The sequence below is a fragment of the Wolbachia endosymbiont (group B) of Chesias legatella genome (assembly GCF_964026945.1).
Classification (GTDB): domain Bacteria; phylum Pseudomonadota; class Alphaproteobacteria; order Rickettsiales; family Anaplasmataceae; genus Wolbachia.
In genome coordinates this window covers 333,583-351,082 of record NZ_OZ034711.1, presented here as the reverse complement: position 1 = coordinate 351,082, position 17,500 = coordinate 333,583, and the positions used below count along the sequence as shown (strand labels likewise).

The following is a 17,500-nucleotide window of genomic DNA, read 5'->3' as shown; positions in this document are numbered from 1 at the left end:
AATAATCAAAGCAAAAAATAGTACAAATTTTACTTTATGTTAGTTATAAGCTTTTTATTTTTAAATTTTTTGCTGTCAACATTAATGATTCATTAAAGAAGTTATCAGCATCACTAATGCTACCTATGCTTTTTGTATTGATAGATTGGTCAATTCTTTTAACTAGATTAGATAAAACTTTGTTAGGGCCAACTTCAACAAACTTATTAGTGCCATGGCTTGTCATATATAAAACCATCTCTCTCCATCTTACTCTACTTACAACTTGCTTAGCGAGCAAAGCTCTTATGATCTCTGGATCACTTTCTTCCTTAGCTGTAACGTTTGATACAAAAGGAATCGAAGGGCGAGTTATGTTGATGCTTTTTAAAAATTCCAGAAGTTTTTCATCAGCAGGTTTCATAAAAGATGAATGAAAAGGCCCACTAACTTGTAATTTTATCATTTTCTTGACACTTGAGTTTTTGAATAAATCAGGTAAGACCTCAAGAGCCTCTGCAGTACCACTCACCACTACCTGCCCACCACCATTATCGTTTGCAATTTCACAATCAATTTGAGCTGATTTTAATATACCTTCTACTTCACTTATTTCTGCTCCAAGTAGAGCAAACATTCCACCTTTGCATTTTAGTGAAGCTTCATGCATTGCTTCGCTACGAACTTTTAGCAACTTGACTGCAGACTCAAGCGTCAATGCCCCTGCAGCACACAGCGCTGTATACTCGCCAACTGAATGCCCACAAACATACTGAACGCTGTAAAGAGATTCACCAAATACGTGCTTCATAACACGTAGCGTTGCAATTGACACTGCCATTATAGCTGGCTGAGCGTTTTCCGTGATGGTTAATTTCTCAATAGGGCCATTGAAAATCAAATGAGACAGCTTTCTACCCAATATGTCATCTACTTCATCAAATACGTTCCTTGCAACTGAAAATTCATCATATAAGCTCTTTCCCATTCCTACAAATTGGGAGCCCTGACCAGGAAAAGCAAAAATCATAAAAAGTTTTTCATTCTTCATTGATAATACTACTTTATTTATTTTTTGTCAATATTTCACAATAATGATTGACCAAATGAACCAGATTCACTAAAATCTTAGCTGGTAAGAAATTTGTAAGAACAATGGCAGAAATCGACTATCACAAAGTTACTATAGTTATGACAGATGGTCAAGAGTTTGAAACTTATTCCACTTATGGAAAAGAAGGTCAAAGAATAAAGCTTGATAGAGATCCTCTTACTCATCCTGCATGGACTGGAAGTTTGACAAGCGGTTCAGGGGAGAAGGATAGTAAAATAGCTAAGTTTAATGATAAATACGGGAGTCTTTTTTAGTTCCTCCCCTCTTTATTTAACATGTATAAATATAAAAATGTAGGCTATATTGCTTCTTCGCTACCCAAGTCTCAGGAAGTATCTAAACTACTACAGGAGCTTAATTTTATCAATATAGCAGAAGCAAGTAAGCCTGAAGTTGATTTGCTGATAGTTGTTGGCGGTGATGGTTTTATGCTACGCACTCTGCACAACTACGTCATAGGAAATAAAGATATACATGTGTATGGAATAAATACCGGTAACGTCGGATTTTTGATGAATAAATGCTTTGAAGATCTAATTGATCATATAGAACATGCAGTTCCTACTCAGCTAACTTTACTAAAAATGGAAGCCAAAGACATAAATGGCAAAAAACACCATTACATCGCAGTAAATGAAGTGTATGTCTTTAGAAATGCAAATCAAATAGTGGAGATGAATATTACCATTAATGATAAGCTAAAAGTAGAAAAATTCAGAGGAGATGGAATTATATTGTCTACCCCAACAGGTAGCACTGCATATAACTTCTCTGCCGGTGGGCCAATCTTACCACTTAATTCAAATTTACTTGCACTGACTTCCATTAATAGCTACTACCCAAGGCGTTGGAATGGAGCGCTAATCTCAAATGATACAATAGTGCAAATTGATATCAATGATGTGAAAAATCGTCCAGCACTTGTAGTATCAGATTACAAGGAATTTCACGACATATCGCAGGTAAAAATACAGAAAGATCACGAAAATACAGTCACTCTACTTTTTGACAAAGATTGCCCTTTGAATGAAAGGATCTTTGATCAGCAGTTCTTATACTAATATTTATTCTTAAATTAGTATTCACTATATCTTAATAACTATAGCGTAATCAACATAACATTGTAATTAATTTTGGAGCGAATATGCCTGGGAATGAAAAAAACGTCACATCAATTTCTTATACATCGGTGAGTGAAAATGGTGCAATAACTCCACCAACACCAACTCCCAGAACAAGCACTCCGAAACAAGATGGCAAAAACACAAATCCATTTGAAGAAGAAGCTACCTCGAATAAGCCATCACCTATTCTACCAACTAATCAAGCTTCACAACTTGATGAAATACCACCTACTCTTCCACCAAAAAGTCGAGCTTTACAAAATGGAAATTCACTTAATATTGATACTCAAATACCACTATCCCGTTCTTCTCAAGTAAAAGATGAGCCAACTCATGTTAATGTGCCGCAAATGCTAGCAAATTCTGGTCGTATACCAGAAGAGAGTCCGGATAATGGAATAGATGCAACTCTAAGCAGATCACCTTCTCAAGAAAAGGAATTTGATGAACCTTGTAATAGGAATGAAAGTGAAAACAAAACTTTTGAAAATCTCAGTCAGCATAGCGATACACCTTCAACTTCTCCGCCATCATATACGAGCAGAAGTAGCTCTCAAGAGTCTTCGCCTACAGATAGGGTGTTTAAACCGCAAAAAAACAGATTCTGGCCCAAAGCGCAGTATGCCATGCAGCAGAAAGGCGTTGTAATTTTTGGTGCGGCCGCTATCGTGCTTGGCACATCTACAGCTTTAGTATATTTACAAGATAAAGCAAAATTTATTGCGTTTTTTGCAAATAGCCCACTCTATACTATTATACCAGTTATTGCAGTTGCTTCATTGCTCACAATTAGTCCAATATTTCTTGGAATAAAACAGTTTGTAAATACCAAAGAATATAAAACTCAAGTAAAAAATGCAGATAAAGTTTTAGATAATGTTTTGATGGAACAGCCAGAAGATAAAGTTATAAAGTCTGTAAGACTGATATATAAAAATAGCACTCATTCAGATTTTGTATTTAATGCTTGGGAATCTAAAAAAGGCTTCGTCAATATTGATGAAAAAGTAATCAGTAAAACTAATAAAATAGAGTCCGTAATTAATAATAGGCCACTATTTACTGCATTATTAACTGGTGTAGTTGCTGCAAATATAGCGCTCCCTTTATTGCTTTATGCAGAAGGTGGTGTTAATAATATACAAAAATTTTACCAAAACCCTTTGACCAATAATATAAGATTATTACCACTTACAGGCTTAGGTATAGTTGCATTATTAGCTGTGTGTGTTGGCGTGCATTACTATAGAAAAACTAATTGCACTAATCTTGTATATTCTGAAGAAACGATTGATCCTAAAAATGTTAATCGGAAATTCATTGAGGAAATAAAACGAGAAAGAACAAATGTTCTTGGAGAAAATCATAACAAAGACGCTAAATGCATCAGTTTAACGCTTGAGCAGGTTATAGTTCAATCTCACAATTATAAGGATGCTATCTATAGTATAGGTGAATGAAATAAATCTCCTACAATGTCCATTGATTGGAATTTTTACACTTGCTAAGACCTTGCTATTTTGATAGCTTGAGATGATGACAAGGAAGGGGTTTGTTTATGAAAAAAGGTTTAATATTTATATCTTTAGTAGCGGCTTTATTGATAGTCGTTAATTTTTTATATAAAAATAGCGGAATTGATGATTCACAAGTAGTAAACGTTTATTCATCTCGTAAAGAAGAATTAGTACATAGTTTGTTTGATGATTTTACAAAAACCACTGGCATCAAGGTACGTTATATCATTGACGATTATTCCCAATTGCTTTCACGTATGGAAAATGGCGGTGAAGCTGATTTGTTTTTAACTGCAGATGCAGTGAATTTGATTTTAGCCAAAAAAAGAGGGCTCTTATCTCAAGTGGATTCAGAGACTCTAAAAAATGCCATACCTGCAAAATTTAGAGATAATGAAGATTATTGGTTTGGTCTCACAAAAAGAGCTAGAATATTGGTTTACAATAAAGAATCAGTAGATCCTAAGGAATTAAGTACCTATGAAGATTTAGCGAATGAAAAATGGAAAGGGAAAATATTAGTACGCTCTTCCACAAGTCCATATAACCGATCATTGATCGCTTTTATGATTGCAAAAAATGGTTTTGAAAAAACAAAAGAATGGGTGAGTGGAATTGTAAGCAACATGGCAAGAAAACCAAGCGGTGGTGACACAGATCAAATTTATGCTGTAGCCGCTGGTGAAGGCAATGTTGCAATAGTAAATAGCTACTACTTTGCAAGAATCCTTTCATCAGAAAATAAAAAGAATATCACAGAAAAGTTAGGAGCTTTCTTTCCGAGTGATGGTGTAATGGTGAATATTAGTGGTGCAGCAGTAACAAAAAACGCAAAACACAGAGAAAATGCCATAGCTTTATTGGAGTTTTTTGTAAGCAAACAGGCTCAAGAGCTATATGCTAAAAAAAATCAAGAATATCCTATTGTTGAAGGTATTGAAACTTCTGATGTGTTAAAATCTTGGGGAAATTACCTACAAAGTACTCTGCCTATAAGTGAGCTTGAGAAGCATCTCTTTGAGGCTGTTATGATAGCAGATGAATGTAAGTGGAAATAAAATTTTATAGCTTCCTTCTACTTTACTTTACAGTTGTGTAATTGAAATTAAGAAAGTAGAATAAGCTCAAAAAAGGAGCTATGGACAAGAGAAGGAATTTATTAAATATCTCAGACCTCACAATCGATGATGTAGAAAATATAACTAAATTAGCCAACCAATACCTTGAAGAAAAAGTTGAAAATAGTCATGTTCTGAAAAATAAAATAGTCATAAACCTATTCTTTGAAGATTCAACACGTACGCTCGCATCTTTTGAAATAGCAGCAAAAAGCCTTGGAGCAAATGTTATAACTTTACCAATAAAATCTTCTTCTATTAACAAAGGGGAAGATCTAAAAGATATGATAAAAACACTAAATGCAATGAATCCTGACTATATGATAATCAGGCATAAAAGTAGTGGTATTATTAATACATTGGCAAAGCATGTCAACTGCTCGCTAATCAACGCAGGCGATGGAAGCAGTGAACACCCAACTAAAGCTCTTGCAGATTATCTCGTAATTATCAGTCATAAAAAGCAAATAAAAAACCTCAAAATTGTGATATGTGGAGATATTTTGCACAGTAGAGTTGCAAGATCAAATATAAGATTGCTAAAAATGTTTGGAGCAAAAATAAGCTTAGTTGCACCACCAGCTTTGATGTGTAAACATTTTTCTGAAGTAGATTCACTTCACTATTCATTAATCGAAGGTATAAAGGATGCTGACGTAATTATGCTTTTAAGATTGCAAAAAGAGCGCATGAATAATAATTATTCAGAAAAAGAATATTTTCACTTGTATGGACTTGATGCACAAAAACTATCGCACGCAAAACCAGATGCAATTGTTATGCACCCAGGACCAATAAATAGAGGTATCGAAATTAGCAATGATATAGCAGATTGTGTTATTTTACAGCAAGTAAAGTTTGGATTAGCAACGTGTAAGGCAGTACTGCACTATTTAATAAATGTTTAAGTTAAAAATTAATGTTTAAGGAATTTTAGACATAATGACCCTCCTATAAAGAAAAGATTTAGAAAAATATAACACACCTTATGACAGAAATTAAGCGTACGTGTACGCACTGAAGTAGACTGTGCTATATTTTTTATTGAAAAACTAATTGAAAAGTCTGCAGACTTGAATAAGGTGGATTTCGAGCTCTAAAATACCCTCATTTTTACTGATAATAATCAACTTACCAAATGTGTCAAGTATTTTTTTGCATTTAATTTACAACTACGAACGTTTATTTGCAAAAAATACTATAAACATAAAATGATAGATGTCATAAAAGTAGCCAGCACTGGCATCCAGTTAAATTTGTGAGTTAAAAGTTATGCTAAAATATAACGTTTCTAATGATGATGGAAAATGGATCCCAGTGTCAGCTACTTAGATGACACCGTTTAGTACGCAAATTACCACAATGTTCATACAGCTGTATACTGATTTCTTTAATGTCCGTACAGTTGTATGTCAGCTACTCGAATGACAATTTCAAATAAAACCTAGATAAAAGAGAAAAATAAATTTTTACATAATCATACTTGTACAATAACTAAAGCACTTTTTACTGTAGATTAATCATTTGATTATAGTATCATTTTAATTAAGCCTATATTTGCAATGTTTATGAAATATAAAGCATTCTTCATACTATTAATTGTTATATCTAACCTGCTTGCTGCAGAACAGCCTGAAAAAAATAAAAATGAAAGCAGTATAAATCAAGAAGACGTATCGAAAAGCAACACTGATGCTGAAAAAACTTCTCCGCTTCTGAGCGAACTCAAAGAAAGCACAACCCAAAATGTAATCAATGAAGAAGTACCTTCAAGTAATCAAACAAACCTACAGTCTGAAGAGGAGACTAATATAAAAGATACCAAAGCTCTAACAAGTCCTTTATCAGAAGAAAAAAAAGAAGAACCTGAAGAGAAGAAAATCAGTCACAATAATCAAACAAACCTACAGCCTGAAGAGGAGATTAGCAAAAAAGACACCGAACTTTCAACAAGCCAATTAACAGAGAAAAAGAAAGAAGAACAGCCTGACAATATAACACCTGTGAAAAAAGAAAATGAAGAAAGCGAAAAATGGACAAAGCTAAACAAAGAAATAAAAAAACATAAAAGCAAGTCTATATATAAAAGACAATATGATAGCCTAAATGAGCACCTTCCTAAAACTATATTTACTGATGATTACAGTAAGCAATTTTTTTACTGCATCAAGAAGGGCAACTTAATTTGTCTAAGAGGAGTAATAAATAAGCTAGAAAAAATTGGATTAACAATTCAAGAAATACTAAGATTTAGAAATAAATTGGGTGATACTCCTCTAATTTATGCAGTGAAACAAGGTGAAATAGACACAGTTCGCTTTCTCTTATTACAAGGTGCTGATCCTAGAGTAGTTGATAATAATTTTAAGTCCCCTATTGAAATAGCAATCGAAAGGAATCAGATCAACATAATAAACGCAATTGCCGAAATGATGCCATACCTTTTAGAGGATAAAGAAATAAACAATCAAGAAAACTCAGAGATGTATAACTTTGCTATAAAAATAAAAGAAAACACGTGTGATGCAAAAGATAATTAGACTTTTGATATTAATTTTAGTTGGTCATTTATGCTATGGAGATGATGCAATCAATGATTTTTTAAGCGCTCTGCATGATGTAAAATACGTATCTTACAATACAAAAGATTTTGCTAAATTTTTAGTACAGTGTAATAAAGCCAGCATACCACAAGATTTTAAGAAAGGTTTTGGTCCTAATTTAAATGGTGCTAATTTTAGTCAATTGTATTTAAGCAAATCTATTTTTGATGGAGTAAGTTTAATTGGTGCCGATTTTTCTAACACCGATTTATCAGATGTGTCTTTTATCGATGTTGATTTACGTGGTGCCAATTTTTCCAATGCTAATTTACATGGCGTTAAAATAAAAGGCACAAATTTAAGTTTTTCAAAATTTGCTTCTACAAATTTAACAGATATCATATTTGATCAGTCTAATATCAGTTATGCTGATTTTATCAATTCTAATCTCAACAAAGTAAGTATGCGTAATATAATTGGTTTGCATACCAAGTTTTTGAATGTAAAAATGAATTTCTCCAATTTATCAAACTCAAGTGCCAGCTACATCAATTTTAGTGATAGTGAAATAAACGACACTGTTATGCAGAAAAATAATTTCGACAACGCAAGTTTCTTTGGAGTGGATGCACATAAGCTCAAGGTACAATTTTCTTCATTAAAAAATGCTAACATATATGGTGCAGAAATAAAAAAATCGGATTTTACAGGTAGCAATCTTTCAAACGCCTATTTTAATTCTTCCATTATAGTCAACAGTAATTTCGAAAAAGCCAATTTAAGCAATTCACAAATTTCCTATGTGAAAGGGGATAATTCAAACTTCATTAAATCTATACTAAATGGTTCCAAGATAAAACATGCATATGTTTTCGAAGCAGACCTTCAGGATGCTGACTTATCTAATATTGATTTTAGTTTTAGTGAATTGTATAAAGTTAACGCCTATGATGCTAACATTTGTCACGGAAAGTTTCATAATACTAAAGTTGTGAATTCTGACATGAATGGTTCGTTCTTTGACCATTCATTGTTTACCTCTGCAAAAATAGAAGATTCAGATCTTTCCACAACTTCAATGTATAAGACAAAAATTAAAGACTCTCAAATTTATAATAGTACTCTTTCCCACCATAATATGGATTCGAGTGAGATAGAAAATTCAATATTCTTCAAATTATTAGCTGATAATTCGAGCTGGTCTAAGTCAAAAGTCACTAATTCAAACTTTATTGAAAGTGATTTCAAATCCTCCGTGTTTTATGATAATGCCTTTAGAAAGACTAGTTTTTTTCTTAGCAATTTGAGTAATTCAACAGTGAGTGATGTCTCTTTCCTCTCTTCAAGCATATATAAAAGTTCAATTGCTGATATTCATTTAACAGATTGCAAATTTGATAATTCAATTTTGATTGACAATCAAGGACAGACAAAAATTACAAATCTAGAGAATGCCATAACTTCAATTAAAGATCTGCAAGAGAAAATATCGCAGGGCAAAAAATTTGATGTAAATTATTCTTACTTTGAGTTTAAGGATATGAATTTAGAAAATGCTAATTTTTCTAATTCAATATTAAGTAGAGCAAAGTTTGTAAACGTTAATTTGAATAAGGCAAATCTTGAAAAAGCCGATTTACGTTATACTGTCTTTGATAATTCCTCTCTTATTGATGCCAATTTATCAAATTCTAATTTAGAGGGCTCTAGTCTTTTAAACTTTGATTCAAAAAATACAAAGTCTTAAAAAAGCTCTATAATGTACTTGTTAAATAAAGAAAAATGACCGTAAAAAATGAGGGCATACTACTGATTCTATCCTCTCCTTCTGGAGCTGGAAAAACTACTATATCAGAAAAATTACTTGAGCAATCAACTGATTTAGTTATGTCTGTTTCTATGACTACACGCAAACCTCGTCCCGGTGAAGTAAACGGAAAAGACTATTTTTTCGTTACTGAAGAAAAGTTTCACGAACTATGTAAGGCTGGTCAAATGCTTGAATATGCCAAAGTTTTTGAGAATTTTTACGGTATACCAAAAGATTTTATAGAACAAAACCTGAGCAGTGGAATAAGTGTTTTACTGAATATAGATTGGCAAGGAGCATTTCATTTGTTTGAAATCTTAAGAGAAAAAGTTGTAAGTGTTTTTATACTACCTCCCTCAATGGAAGAGCTTAGACTGCGTCTACAAAGGCGTAATAGTGATGATGAAATTGAAATAGAGCGTAGATTAGCCGAAGCGCAAAAAGAGATAAGTAAAAGTAATAAATATGATTACGTAATAATTAATGATGATCTTGATAAAAGCGTAGAAGAGATAAAATCAATACTAAGTAAAGGAATGCTTAAAAAATTAGAAGAAAAATCAAGTTTGAAAGATCTATAAAAACATTGATTTGTCTCTTTCAGAGCACTCATGCTTCACAGTTTAGCCACATTTATTATTTTTTAAGATAAAATAGTTAAAATAGTAGACAAGTGCTAAAGTGGGGATTTGACTATGACAATAGATTTTCTAATAGAAACTAGTTTTCTGCCTTTTCACCTATATTTCGATAACATCTAGCTCAATTTAAAAGTTTAATACAATTCGTTAACGCCAAATAGCTTTTAATATTGAGGTTTTAATATGAGTATAGATCTAAGTGTATCAGTTACTAATGCAAACAAACCAGATAAATATGTAAACAAAAATAAAAAACAAGATAAAAAAGACAAGAAATTGTATAATATTATAGAGAGAAAGGTAAAAAAAGAAAAACATCAGCATGAAAAACCAAGAAGTCGAGATGGAACACTCAAGGAATGTAAAAGGTTATTTAAGGAAGGCGCTAGTCCTGAAGTATTAACTAAATTAGAAGAATCGCTTAGAGAACAGGAAAAATATCACAGATATTATGTCCAATGTTTCCTTCCAGTGCTAGGTGAAGTAATAGAACGATCGAAAAGAATATCAAATGAAACAAAAAACCAAGTAATTTCTGAAGTCACTAAAAGTTGTTTTAGTAGGTACAGCGAACAAGACAGTGGCTACGGTAGCGATTTTGAAGATGAAATAAACGGAATATCAGATTCTGATAGCGATTTTGAAGATGGAATAAACGGAATATCGGATTCTGATAATGACGTTCAATTACTAAATGCAATCCAAAATGGAAACAACAGGAAATTTAGAAAATACCTAAAAGATTGCACAAATGTCAGTGGCATAACAGATGAAAAAGGAAATAATATTTTACACCTTATTGCATCGCTCAAAAAGAAACAAAAGCTTAAGTTTCTAGATACCTTGATAAAAATAGCTAACGAGAAAAATTTAGTACAACTTGTTGATAGTGAAAATCAAGAAGGAAAGACTCCTTTTCAGGTAGCACTAATTAACAAGATAATAAAAGGGAAACATGATTCTCACACAATCCAAGATAACGATAACACACTTAAGTTTCTTGCAAAATTGTTAAAGTATGGAGCCAAGCTAAGCTTACCTACAGAGGATTTAGAAAAATTATCTAAAAAGCAAAATGAATACTATCTTAAATTTTTAGAGAAATTGGCTGAGCGAAAACCAGAAATAAAAACAAAAGTTGAAGAAGTTATAGCCCATACCATAAATACTCCAGATAGTAATGATAATTATCAATTACATTTAGCAATTAAAAATAAAGATGAGAAATCCTTTAAGGAGTTATTGCAAAAAGGAGCAGATATTAGCCTGAAAGATACAGATGGTAATAATGCTTTACATCTAATAGTTTTAGAATTAAAGCAAAAACGAAAGTTTGAATTTTCAAATATAATATTAAATGTAAGTAAGGAGGAAGAAAAAGAGTATCTTAAAGCACAGTTTAAAAAAGCTATAAATGCTGAAAATACAGCAAAACAAACACCTCTTTATTATTTATTCCAGCATATAAAAGAAAAAAATGAGGATCGATCATGTACAGATAAAAAATTTGAAAAAACAAATAGATATAAAGCCTTAGAGTTATTTCTCCAAAATAGTGCAGACATTACTGCTCAAGACAAAGAGGGTAATAATGCTTTGCACTATATTGCTTCGCTAAAAGGAGAACAAAAGGTTGCATGCTTGGAGTTGATTTCCAGTTTAGTAAAAGAAAAAGAAATATCTGAAGATCAGTTAGGTAAGGCCATAAAGGCCATTAACGAAGAAGGAAGAACACCGCTACAAGTATCATTAACAAAAAAAGCAGAAAAAGGCAACCACCTTTCGCAAATGAAAACAATTTTTGATCTAGGGAAAAAGTACGACAATACAACAAAGTTTTGTGCAAAGCTGCTAGAAATAGGTGCTGATTCCCGTTCTCTGAAACTAAAAGATCGAGAATTTCATACTGAAAAATATTATTGCACTTTACGTAATTTAGAAAATTACTCAAAAACTCCACAAGAAGGAAAGGTAAAAGCTAAAGAACTAAGGAAAAAACTTGAAAAAAAATATAACGTTAGAACTTTTTCAAAAAAATGTCAGCATATTCTACACAAAACAGGAGATGGCCTAAAAGCTGCATGGAAATGCATTGATCCGGGCAGGAGAGCTAGTGTATTGTTAGCAATCACAGTAGCAACTACTATTATTACAATGGTAACACTTTCTTGCTTCCAAGGACAAATTGCAATTGGAGCAGCGTTACCCATCATAGCTATAACAGGAGTGGTGTGTCTGATATTCACTTTGGGACTTAGCGACATTAGGAAGTCTGTTAAGGAATTAACCAACGATAAGCAAAGCCGTAAAGATGATCACCTAGCTGCAAAACAACCTGAAAATATTACTGAACAACAAAATTTAGCTAACAACTCAGCAGAGCAAGAAGTACAAAGATCGTCAAATCAATCGGAGCATACAGAAAGCCCAGCTACTCAAATGAGCTATGTATCAATACTACGTCAATTTATAAATAAACCAGATGGGTTGACTAATAAATTCTCTTTTCCGGGGCGATGAAATCAATCTCATCGCTCAGAGTTTTTTCAGCAACTTTTTTATAGTCAATTTCTACACTAACTTGGCTTTTCTCTTCTTTAAGCCATGCCATAGTATGTTTCATCCAATTTTTATCATCACGCTCGGGAAAATCTTCACGAGCATGGGCACCTCTGCTTTCCTCGCGATTAGCTGCGCATTCCATGGTAATAACTGCTTGTGGAATCATATTGGCAAGCTCCAGCGCTTCAACCAAATCACTATTCCATATCATACTGCGATCTTCAACTGCAATGTTAGGCATCATTTTTGCTACTTCTTTTATAGCTTTTTTACCTTCCTCTAAAACTTCAGCAACACGGAATACCGATGCATATTTCTGCATAGTGTGCTGCATTTCACTTCGTATTTTTGCTACTTTGAACTCTCCAGAAGCAAATCGCATTTTATTAAATCTATCTACTATCAAGTCTGTGCAGTCTGAATGCAATTTTTTATGTGGTGTATCAGGTTTCAATTTTTCTTTTGCCCTAAGCGCGGCAGCTCTACCAAAAACCACAAGATCAAGAAGCGAGTTAGAGCCAAGTCGATTTGCACCATGTACAGAAACACATGCCGCTTCTCCAATTGCAAACAATCCATCCACTACTTCTTCCTTACCTTCCTTCAGTGTTATCACTTCTCCATGATAGTTGGTTGGAATACCGCCCATGTTGTAGTGAACAGTTGGAATAACAGGTATCGGATCTTTAGTAACATCAACTCCTGCAAAGGTTTTTGCTGTTTCACTAATACCTGGCAATCTGAGCTTTATTACTTCCGGATCAAGATGAGCTATATTCAAGTACATGTGATCTTTCTTTGGCCCAACTCCCCTTCCCTCTCTAATTTCAATTGTCATTGCTCGACTTACTACATCACGAGAAGCCAAATCTTTTGCCTTTGGCGCATAACGTTCCATAAACTTCTCACCCTGAGAATTAACGAGGTACCCACCTTCACCGCGGCATCCTTCCGTCATCAAGCACCCTGAGCCATATATTCCTGTTGGATGAAATTGCACAAATTCCATATCTTCAAGTGGCAACCCAGCTCTTACCACCATGCCATTACCATCACCTGTGCAAGTGTGTGCACTTGTTGCAGAGAAATAAACACGTCCATAACCACCTGTTGCTATTACCACAGAATGTGCACGAAATCTATGCAACGTACCATCACACAGCGACCAAGCTATCACCCCACAGCATGTCCCTTTGTCCATAATCAAATCGATTACAAAATATTCGACAAAAAATTCAGCGTTAAATTTAAGACATTGCTGATATAGAGTATGAAGAATTGCATGCCCAGTTTTATCTGCTGCTGCACAAGTACGCTGAGCCGATTTTCCTTTACCAAAGTGAGTTGTCATTCCACCAAAGGCACGCTGATATATTTTTCCATCTTCCGTACGAGAAAAGGGTACACCAAAATTTTCAAGTTCAATCACAGCTTTGGCAGCATTTTTACACATATACTCTATTGCATCTTGATCGCCAAGCCAGTCTGAACCTTTTATTGTATCATATGCATGCCAGCGCCAGTCATCTTCAGCAATATTACTCAAAGCTGCACTAATTCCTCCTTGCGCTGCAACTGTATGACTTCGTGTAGGGAAAATTTTAGAAATGCAGGCAACTGAAAAATTAGTTGCAGCCATTCCAAGTGTTGCTCTAAGCCCTGCTCCACCTGCACCTACTATCACCACATCATACTCATGCTCTATGATTTCATACGCTGACTTATCCATATCCACTTATTTTATCATCACAGGCTTATAATATCACAGAAGTAGAAAAAATCTATACAAGTTTTCTGGATGTAAGCTTCTGAAACAAATCTATAGTAAACGATGTAATAACAACCATAGGGTGTTATGAAAGTAGCTGACATTGGAATGACACTACCATAAAGGAATAAGTGTAGTTACTTGCATAACATTGATGACTTATGCCTATTTAATTAGATCTAAAATTAGATAGAAAAAGGTAATCTTGATAAAACTCATTTACAACAAGTTCTCTCGCACTTGAATTTTCCGTTTGCACTTTTTTGTATCCTAATTTATGGCTTATTGAATCTTTATATGAACTAACTGCTTTATATATCTTACTTACCTCTCCTGGAAAGATACCACCAACAATTATAACGCATAACCCTGCAACTGTTGCAAAAGCTAGAGTTAAACTTTGCCTCCAGTTAGCTTTTTTTTCTTGTATACCAGCAGGGCACAATTCACTTGACATTTCTTTTAGATACTCATGCCACATGTGATTGCAGTTTGTACATTTCACTTTTCTTCCAGATTCACCTATTTGCCCACGAGATACTAAGTAAGTTTTAGTACAATTATGACATTGTATTTTCATAGTGCTTACGTATAAAATAATATAAATTTGATATCAATATGTATATAATAAATGAAAAATTTGCAACTAAAAAATTACAAGATGAGATAGAAAATATTTGGAAAGATAAAGAAAAACTTAACGACTATAATCTAAAACACGAAGCAAGATTAATAATCAAAGAGGTAATTGAGTTACTTGACAGTGGTAAAATTAGAGTAGCAGAAAAGCTATCAAGTGGAGAATGGATAGTACATAAGTGGATAAAGCAGTCAATATTATTACATTTTCTCACTGAGGAAAGCAAAATAATAGACAATACCAATTGCTGGTTTGACAAAATTGGTAGCAAGTTTAGTGAATGGAATGAGGAAAAATTTTACCAGTCAAAAATTAGAGCAGTCCCTGGATGTTTTGTCCGCCAATCTGCTTACATAGGTAAAAATGTTGTTCTAATGCCAAGCTTTATCAACGTTGGTGCATATATTGATTCTGGTACAATGATAGACACTTGGTCAACAGTTGGTAGTTGTGCACAAATAGGAAAAAATTGCCATATTTCCGGTGGAGTGGGAATAGGCGGAGTTCTCGAGCCTATTCAAGCTTCTCCAGTCATTATAGAAGATAATTGCTTCATTGGAGCGCGCAGTGAGGTAGCCGAAGGTGTCATAATAAGAGAAGGATCAGTCCTTAGTATGGGGGTGTTTATTGGAGCATCAACAAAAATTATTGACAGAGAAACAAGCAAGATATTTTATGGTGAAGTACCACCTTACTCTGTAGTTGTACCAGGATCTACTCCACCTAAAAACAACATTTCAACCTATTGCGCAGTTATAGTAAAAAAAGTGGACGAGAAGACGAGATCAAAAACTTCTATAAATGAAATATTGAGAATCTAACTACTTACCGTCACTTTTTTTATCATTATTACTAACTATAGTAATGGCATATGCGCATAATTCTGGAAAAGAGATCCCGTTTTCTTGAGACAGCTTGTATAATTTTTGCAAACTTTCTTTAACTTTATTAGGAATGTTTCCTCCACGCTCCTTTGCAAGCCATGAATCTTGATGGTGAATTGGATGAGTATCACCCTTTGGATTTCCTATATATACTGCAAAAGGTGCATTCTGTCCTTTGAAATCACACTGTACAGTAAATTTTTTTATAGACTCAGCCATTTAAAGACCTCTACTTTTCTTTTTAACCGATTTTATAGAAGATACAAGAGGTGGTTTTTTGATAAAATCTTGCCTATTAAACACACTTTCTTTGCCTTCTAAAGCTCGACGAACATCGGCTCTGCTTAGCTGTGACTCTTTTGCTACCCTCATTCCATGCTTTACCATAATATTAGTATATGCTAACACTTTTTTTACTAACTCTAGATCACCATTCAACATTTGAACCAATGCTTGAAATACCTCCGCTAAAGTTAATCCATCAGCACTTACAACCTTATTTTCTACAAAATTGATAGCTTCTTTAAATTTATATTCAATACCATCATCTTGAGGTATAAGGGTAACATAATCCGTATCTTGATTGTCCATAACCAAAGCAATACTACTCATATGTTTTTAAACTTATATTATATATATAAATACTCCACTATTTTATAGTATGGCACGCTATAGTTAAATGTTTATTAATAATATGCTCACTTATATACACGAATTAATTGATAAAAGCCAAGGATCAATATCTATCAGCGATTTCATAAGTGCTGCTCTATATCATAAAGAGTACGGTTATTACATGAATAAATTACCACTTGGCAAAGATGGTGACTTCATTACTGCACCTGAAATTAGTCAGCTATTTGGTGAAACAATTGCAGTGTGGATAATGAATACATGGGAAAAATTAGGAAAGCCATCAAAATTTTCTCTAGTTGAACTTGGACCAGGTAAAGGAACACTCATTCACGATATAATAAGAGTTACTAAAAAATACAGCTGTTTTTTTAGCTCAATGAACATTCACCTAGTTGAAATAAGTCCTCTTTTACAGAAAATACAAAAGGAAAAATTAAAGGGATTAGATATTAATTGGCACACAGATGTCGACAACTTACCAAATCAGCCAACTATTTTTTTTGCAAATGAGTTATTTGACGCCCTTCCAATTGATCAGTTTGTTTATCGTGATGGGCAGTGGTATGAAAATAGAGTAATAAAACAAGATGATGGCAGTCTTTCATTGTCACTCCAGTGCTTAACCAGACCAAAAACTGGATTCCAGACTGGAATGACAGGGGGTTTCAATGGTGCAGTAGTGGAAGTATGCCTAGCCGGAATCGAAATATTAAAGAAACTTGAGAATAAAATAGTCAATAACGGAGGAGCTGCCCTGATTATAGATTATGGTTATGTATATCCTGAATATAAGAGCACTTTGCAATCGATAAGGCAGCATAAATATACTAATTTTCTTGAAAACGTCGGTAATAGTGACATCACTGCACTTGTGAACTTTCAATCATTAAAAGATTCATTAAGGCACGTAAATTGTGAGATTTTGACTCAAAGAGAATTTTTACACCTTTTTGGTATAAAGGAAAGAGCACAAGCTTTAATGAAAAATGCAAGTAATGAACAGAAGAATAAGATCTTCAGTGAATTTTTAAGGTTAACTGAAAATATGGGTACTCTCTTTAAGGTAATGCTGATTCACCATTTTTAGTCTTGTGTAGTTCTTATGTTAAACATACAAATACTAAAAAATTTACAGAATAAAAAAGGTAAAAAAAACGTATCTGT

The 17,500-nt window shown here is 33.5% G+C and carries 16 protein-coding genes; 11 read left to right on the top strand and 5 right to left on the bottom strand.

The window, feature by feature from the left end; translation table 11 throughout:
* Positions 1-43: 43 nt before the first annotated feature.
* Positions 44-1,009 (bottom strand): ACP S-malonyltransferase, encoded by a 966-nt coding sequence (fabD, locus tag AAGD65_RS01635; protein WP_012481879.1) that lies wholly within the window; start codon positions 1,007-1,009, stop codon positions 44-46.
* A 125-nt stretch (positions 1,010-1,134) separates the two neighbouring features.
* Here fabD and rpmE point away from each other — a divergent pair, with 125 nt between their 5' ends.
* The 9 genes from rpmE (at position 1,135) to AAGD65_RS01590 (ending at position 12,366) form a co-directional block, all read left to right on the top strand.
* Positions 1,135-1,347, top strand: coding sequence for a 50S ribosomal protein L31 (gene rpmE / locus AAGD65_RS01630; RefSeq protein WP_006013575.1), 213 nt, complete (start codon positions 1,135-1,137; stop codon positions 1,345-1,347).
* A 21-nt stretch (positions 1,348-1,368) separates the two neighbouring features.
* On the top strand, positions 1,369-2,154 hold the full coding sequence (locus tag AAGD65_RS01625; protein WP_017531835.1) for an NAD kinase: 786 nt from the start codon (positions 1,369-1,371) through the stop codon (positions 2,152-2,154).
* An 83-nt stretch (positions 2,155-2,237) separates the two neighbouring features.
* A complete protein-coding gene (locus AAGD65_RS01620) occupies positions 2,238-3,677 on the top strand; it encodes a hypothetical protein (protein WP_264683096.1) in 1,440 nt (479 codons plus the stop codon).
* 98 nt (positions 3,678-3,775) lie between these two features.
* On the top strand, positions 3,776-4,792 hold the full coding sequence (locus AAGD65_RS01615) for a Fe(3+) ABC transporter substrate-binding protein (protein ID WP_007302093.1): 1,017 nt from the start codon (positions 3,776-3,778) through the stop codon (positions 4,790-4,792).
* A gap of 80 nt (positions 4,793-4,872) precedes the next feature.
* Positions 4,873-5,760 (top strand): aspartate carbamoyltransferase catalytic subunit, encoded by an 888-nt coding sequence (locus AAGD65_RS01610; protein WP_341810965.1) that lies wholly within the window; start codon positions 4,873-4,875, stop codon positions 5,758-5,760.
* A 660-nt stretch (positions 5,761-6,420) separates the two neighbouring features.
* Positions 6,421-7,392: an ankyrin repeat domain-containing protein gene (locus AAGD65_RS01605; protein ID WP_264683091.1), complete on the top strand. Its 972-nt coding sequence runs from the start codon at positions 6,421-6,423 to the stop codon at positions 7,390-7,392.
* The gene (locus tag AAGD65_RS01600) at positions 7,376-9,142 is read left to right on the top strand and encodes a pentapeptide repeat-containing protein (protein ID WP_264683087.1); all 1,767 of its coding nucleotides are present in this window, start codon (positions 7,376-7,378) and stop codon (positions 9,140-9,142) included. Before AAGD65_RS01605 ends, AAGD65_RS01600 begins: the two co-directional genes overlap by 17 nt.
* A gap of 35 nt (positions 9,143-9,177) precedes the next feature.
* Complete coding sequence (gene gmk, locus AAGD65_RS01595) at positions 9,178-9,786, top strand: guanylate kinase (protein WP_010406904.1); 609 nt, start codon at positions 9,178-9,180, stop codon at positions 9,784-9,786.
* A 243-nt stretch (positions 9,787-10,029) separates the two neighbouring features.
* Positions 10,030-12,366 carry an ankyrin repeat domain-containing protein gene (locus AAGD65_RS01590; RefSeq protein ID WP_264683085.1) on the top strand — a complete coding sequence of 779 codons (2,337 nt, stop codon included), beginning with the start codon at positions 10,030-10,032 and terminating at the stop codon, positions 12,364-12,366.
* Here AAGD65_RS01590 and sdhA read toward each other — a convergent pair.
* Both sdhA and AAGD65_RS01580 read right to left on the bottom strand, forming a co-directional pair.
* Positions 12,338-14,137: a succinate dehydrogenase flavoprotein subunit gene (gene sdhA, locus AAGD65_RS01585; RefSeq protein ID WP_264683083.1), complete on the bottom strand. Its 1,800-nt coding sequence runs from the start codon at positions 14,135-14,137 to the stop codon at positions 12,338-12,340. The two genes, AAGD65_RS01590 and sdhA, sit on opposite strands and share 29 nt — an antisense overlap.
* 208 nt (positions 14,138-14,345) lie before the next feature.
* Positions 14,346-14,756 (bottom strand): zinc-ribbon domain-containing protein, encoded by a 411-nt coding sequence (locus AAGD65_RS01580; protein ID WP_007302100.1) that lies wholly within the window; start codon positions 14,754-14,756, stop codon positions 14,346-14,348.
* A 38-nt stretch (positions 14,757-14,794) separates the two neighbouring features.
* Between AAGD65_RS01580 and dapD the strand changes: the two genes are divergently transcribed.
* Positions 14,795-15,637, top strand: coding sequence for a 2,3,4,5-tetrahydropyridine-2,6-dicarboxylate N-succinyltransferase (dapD, locus tag AAGD65_RS01575; protein ID WP_064085332.1), 843 nt, complete (start codon positions 14,795-14,797; stop codon positions 15,635-15,637).
* On the opposite strand, the gene AAGD65_RS01570 is transcribed toward dapD, so the two are convergent.
* Positions 15,638-15,919 carry a DUF2610 domain-containing protein gene (locus tag AAGD65_RS01570; RefSeq protein WP_007302102.1) on the bottom strand — a complete coding sequence of 94 codons (282 nt, stop codon included), beginning with the start codon at positions 15,917-15,919 and terminating at the stop codon, positions 15,638-15,640.
* Positions 15,920-16,312: a hypothetical protein gene (locus AAGD65_RS01565; protein ID WP_264374965.1), complete on the bottom strand. Its 393-nt coding sequence runs from the start codon at positions 16,310-16,312 to the stop codon at positions 15,920-15,922.
* Positions 16,313-16,394: 82 nt separating this feature from the next.
* Between AAGD65_RS01565 and AAGD65_RS01560 the strand changes: the two genes are divergently transcribed.
* Positions 16,395-17,423, top strand: coding sequence for a class I SAM-dependent methyltransferase (locus AAGD65_RS01560; RefSeq protein WP_264683389.1), 1,029 nt, complete (start codon positions 16,395-16,397; stop codon positions 17,421-17,423).
* Positions 17,424-17,500: the final 77 nt, after the last annotated feature.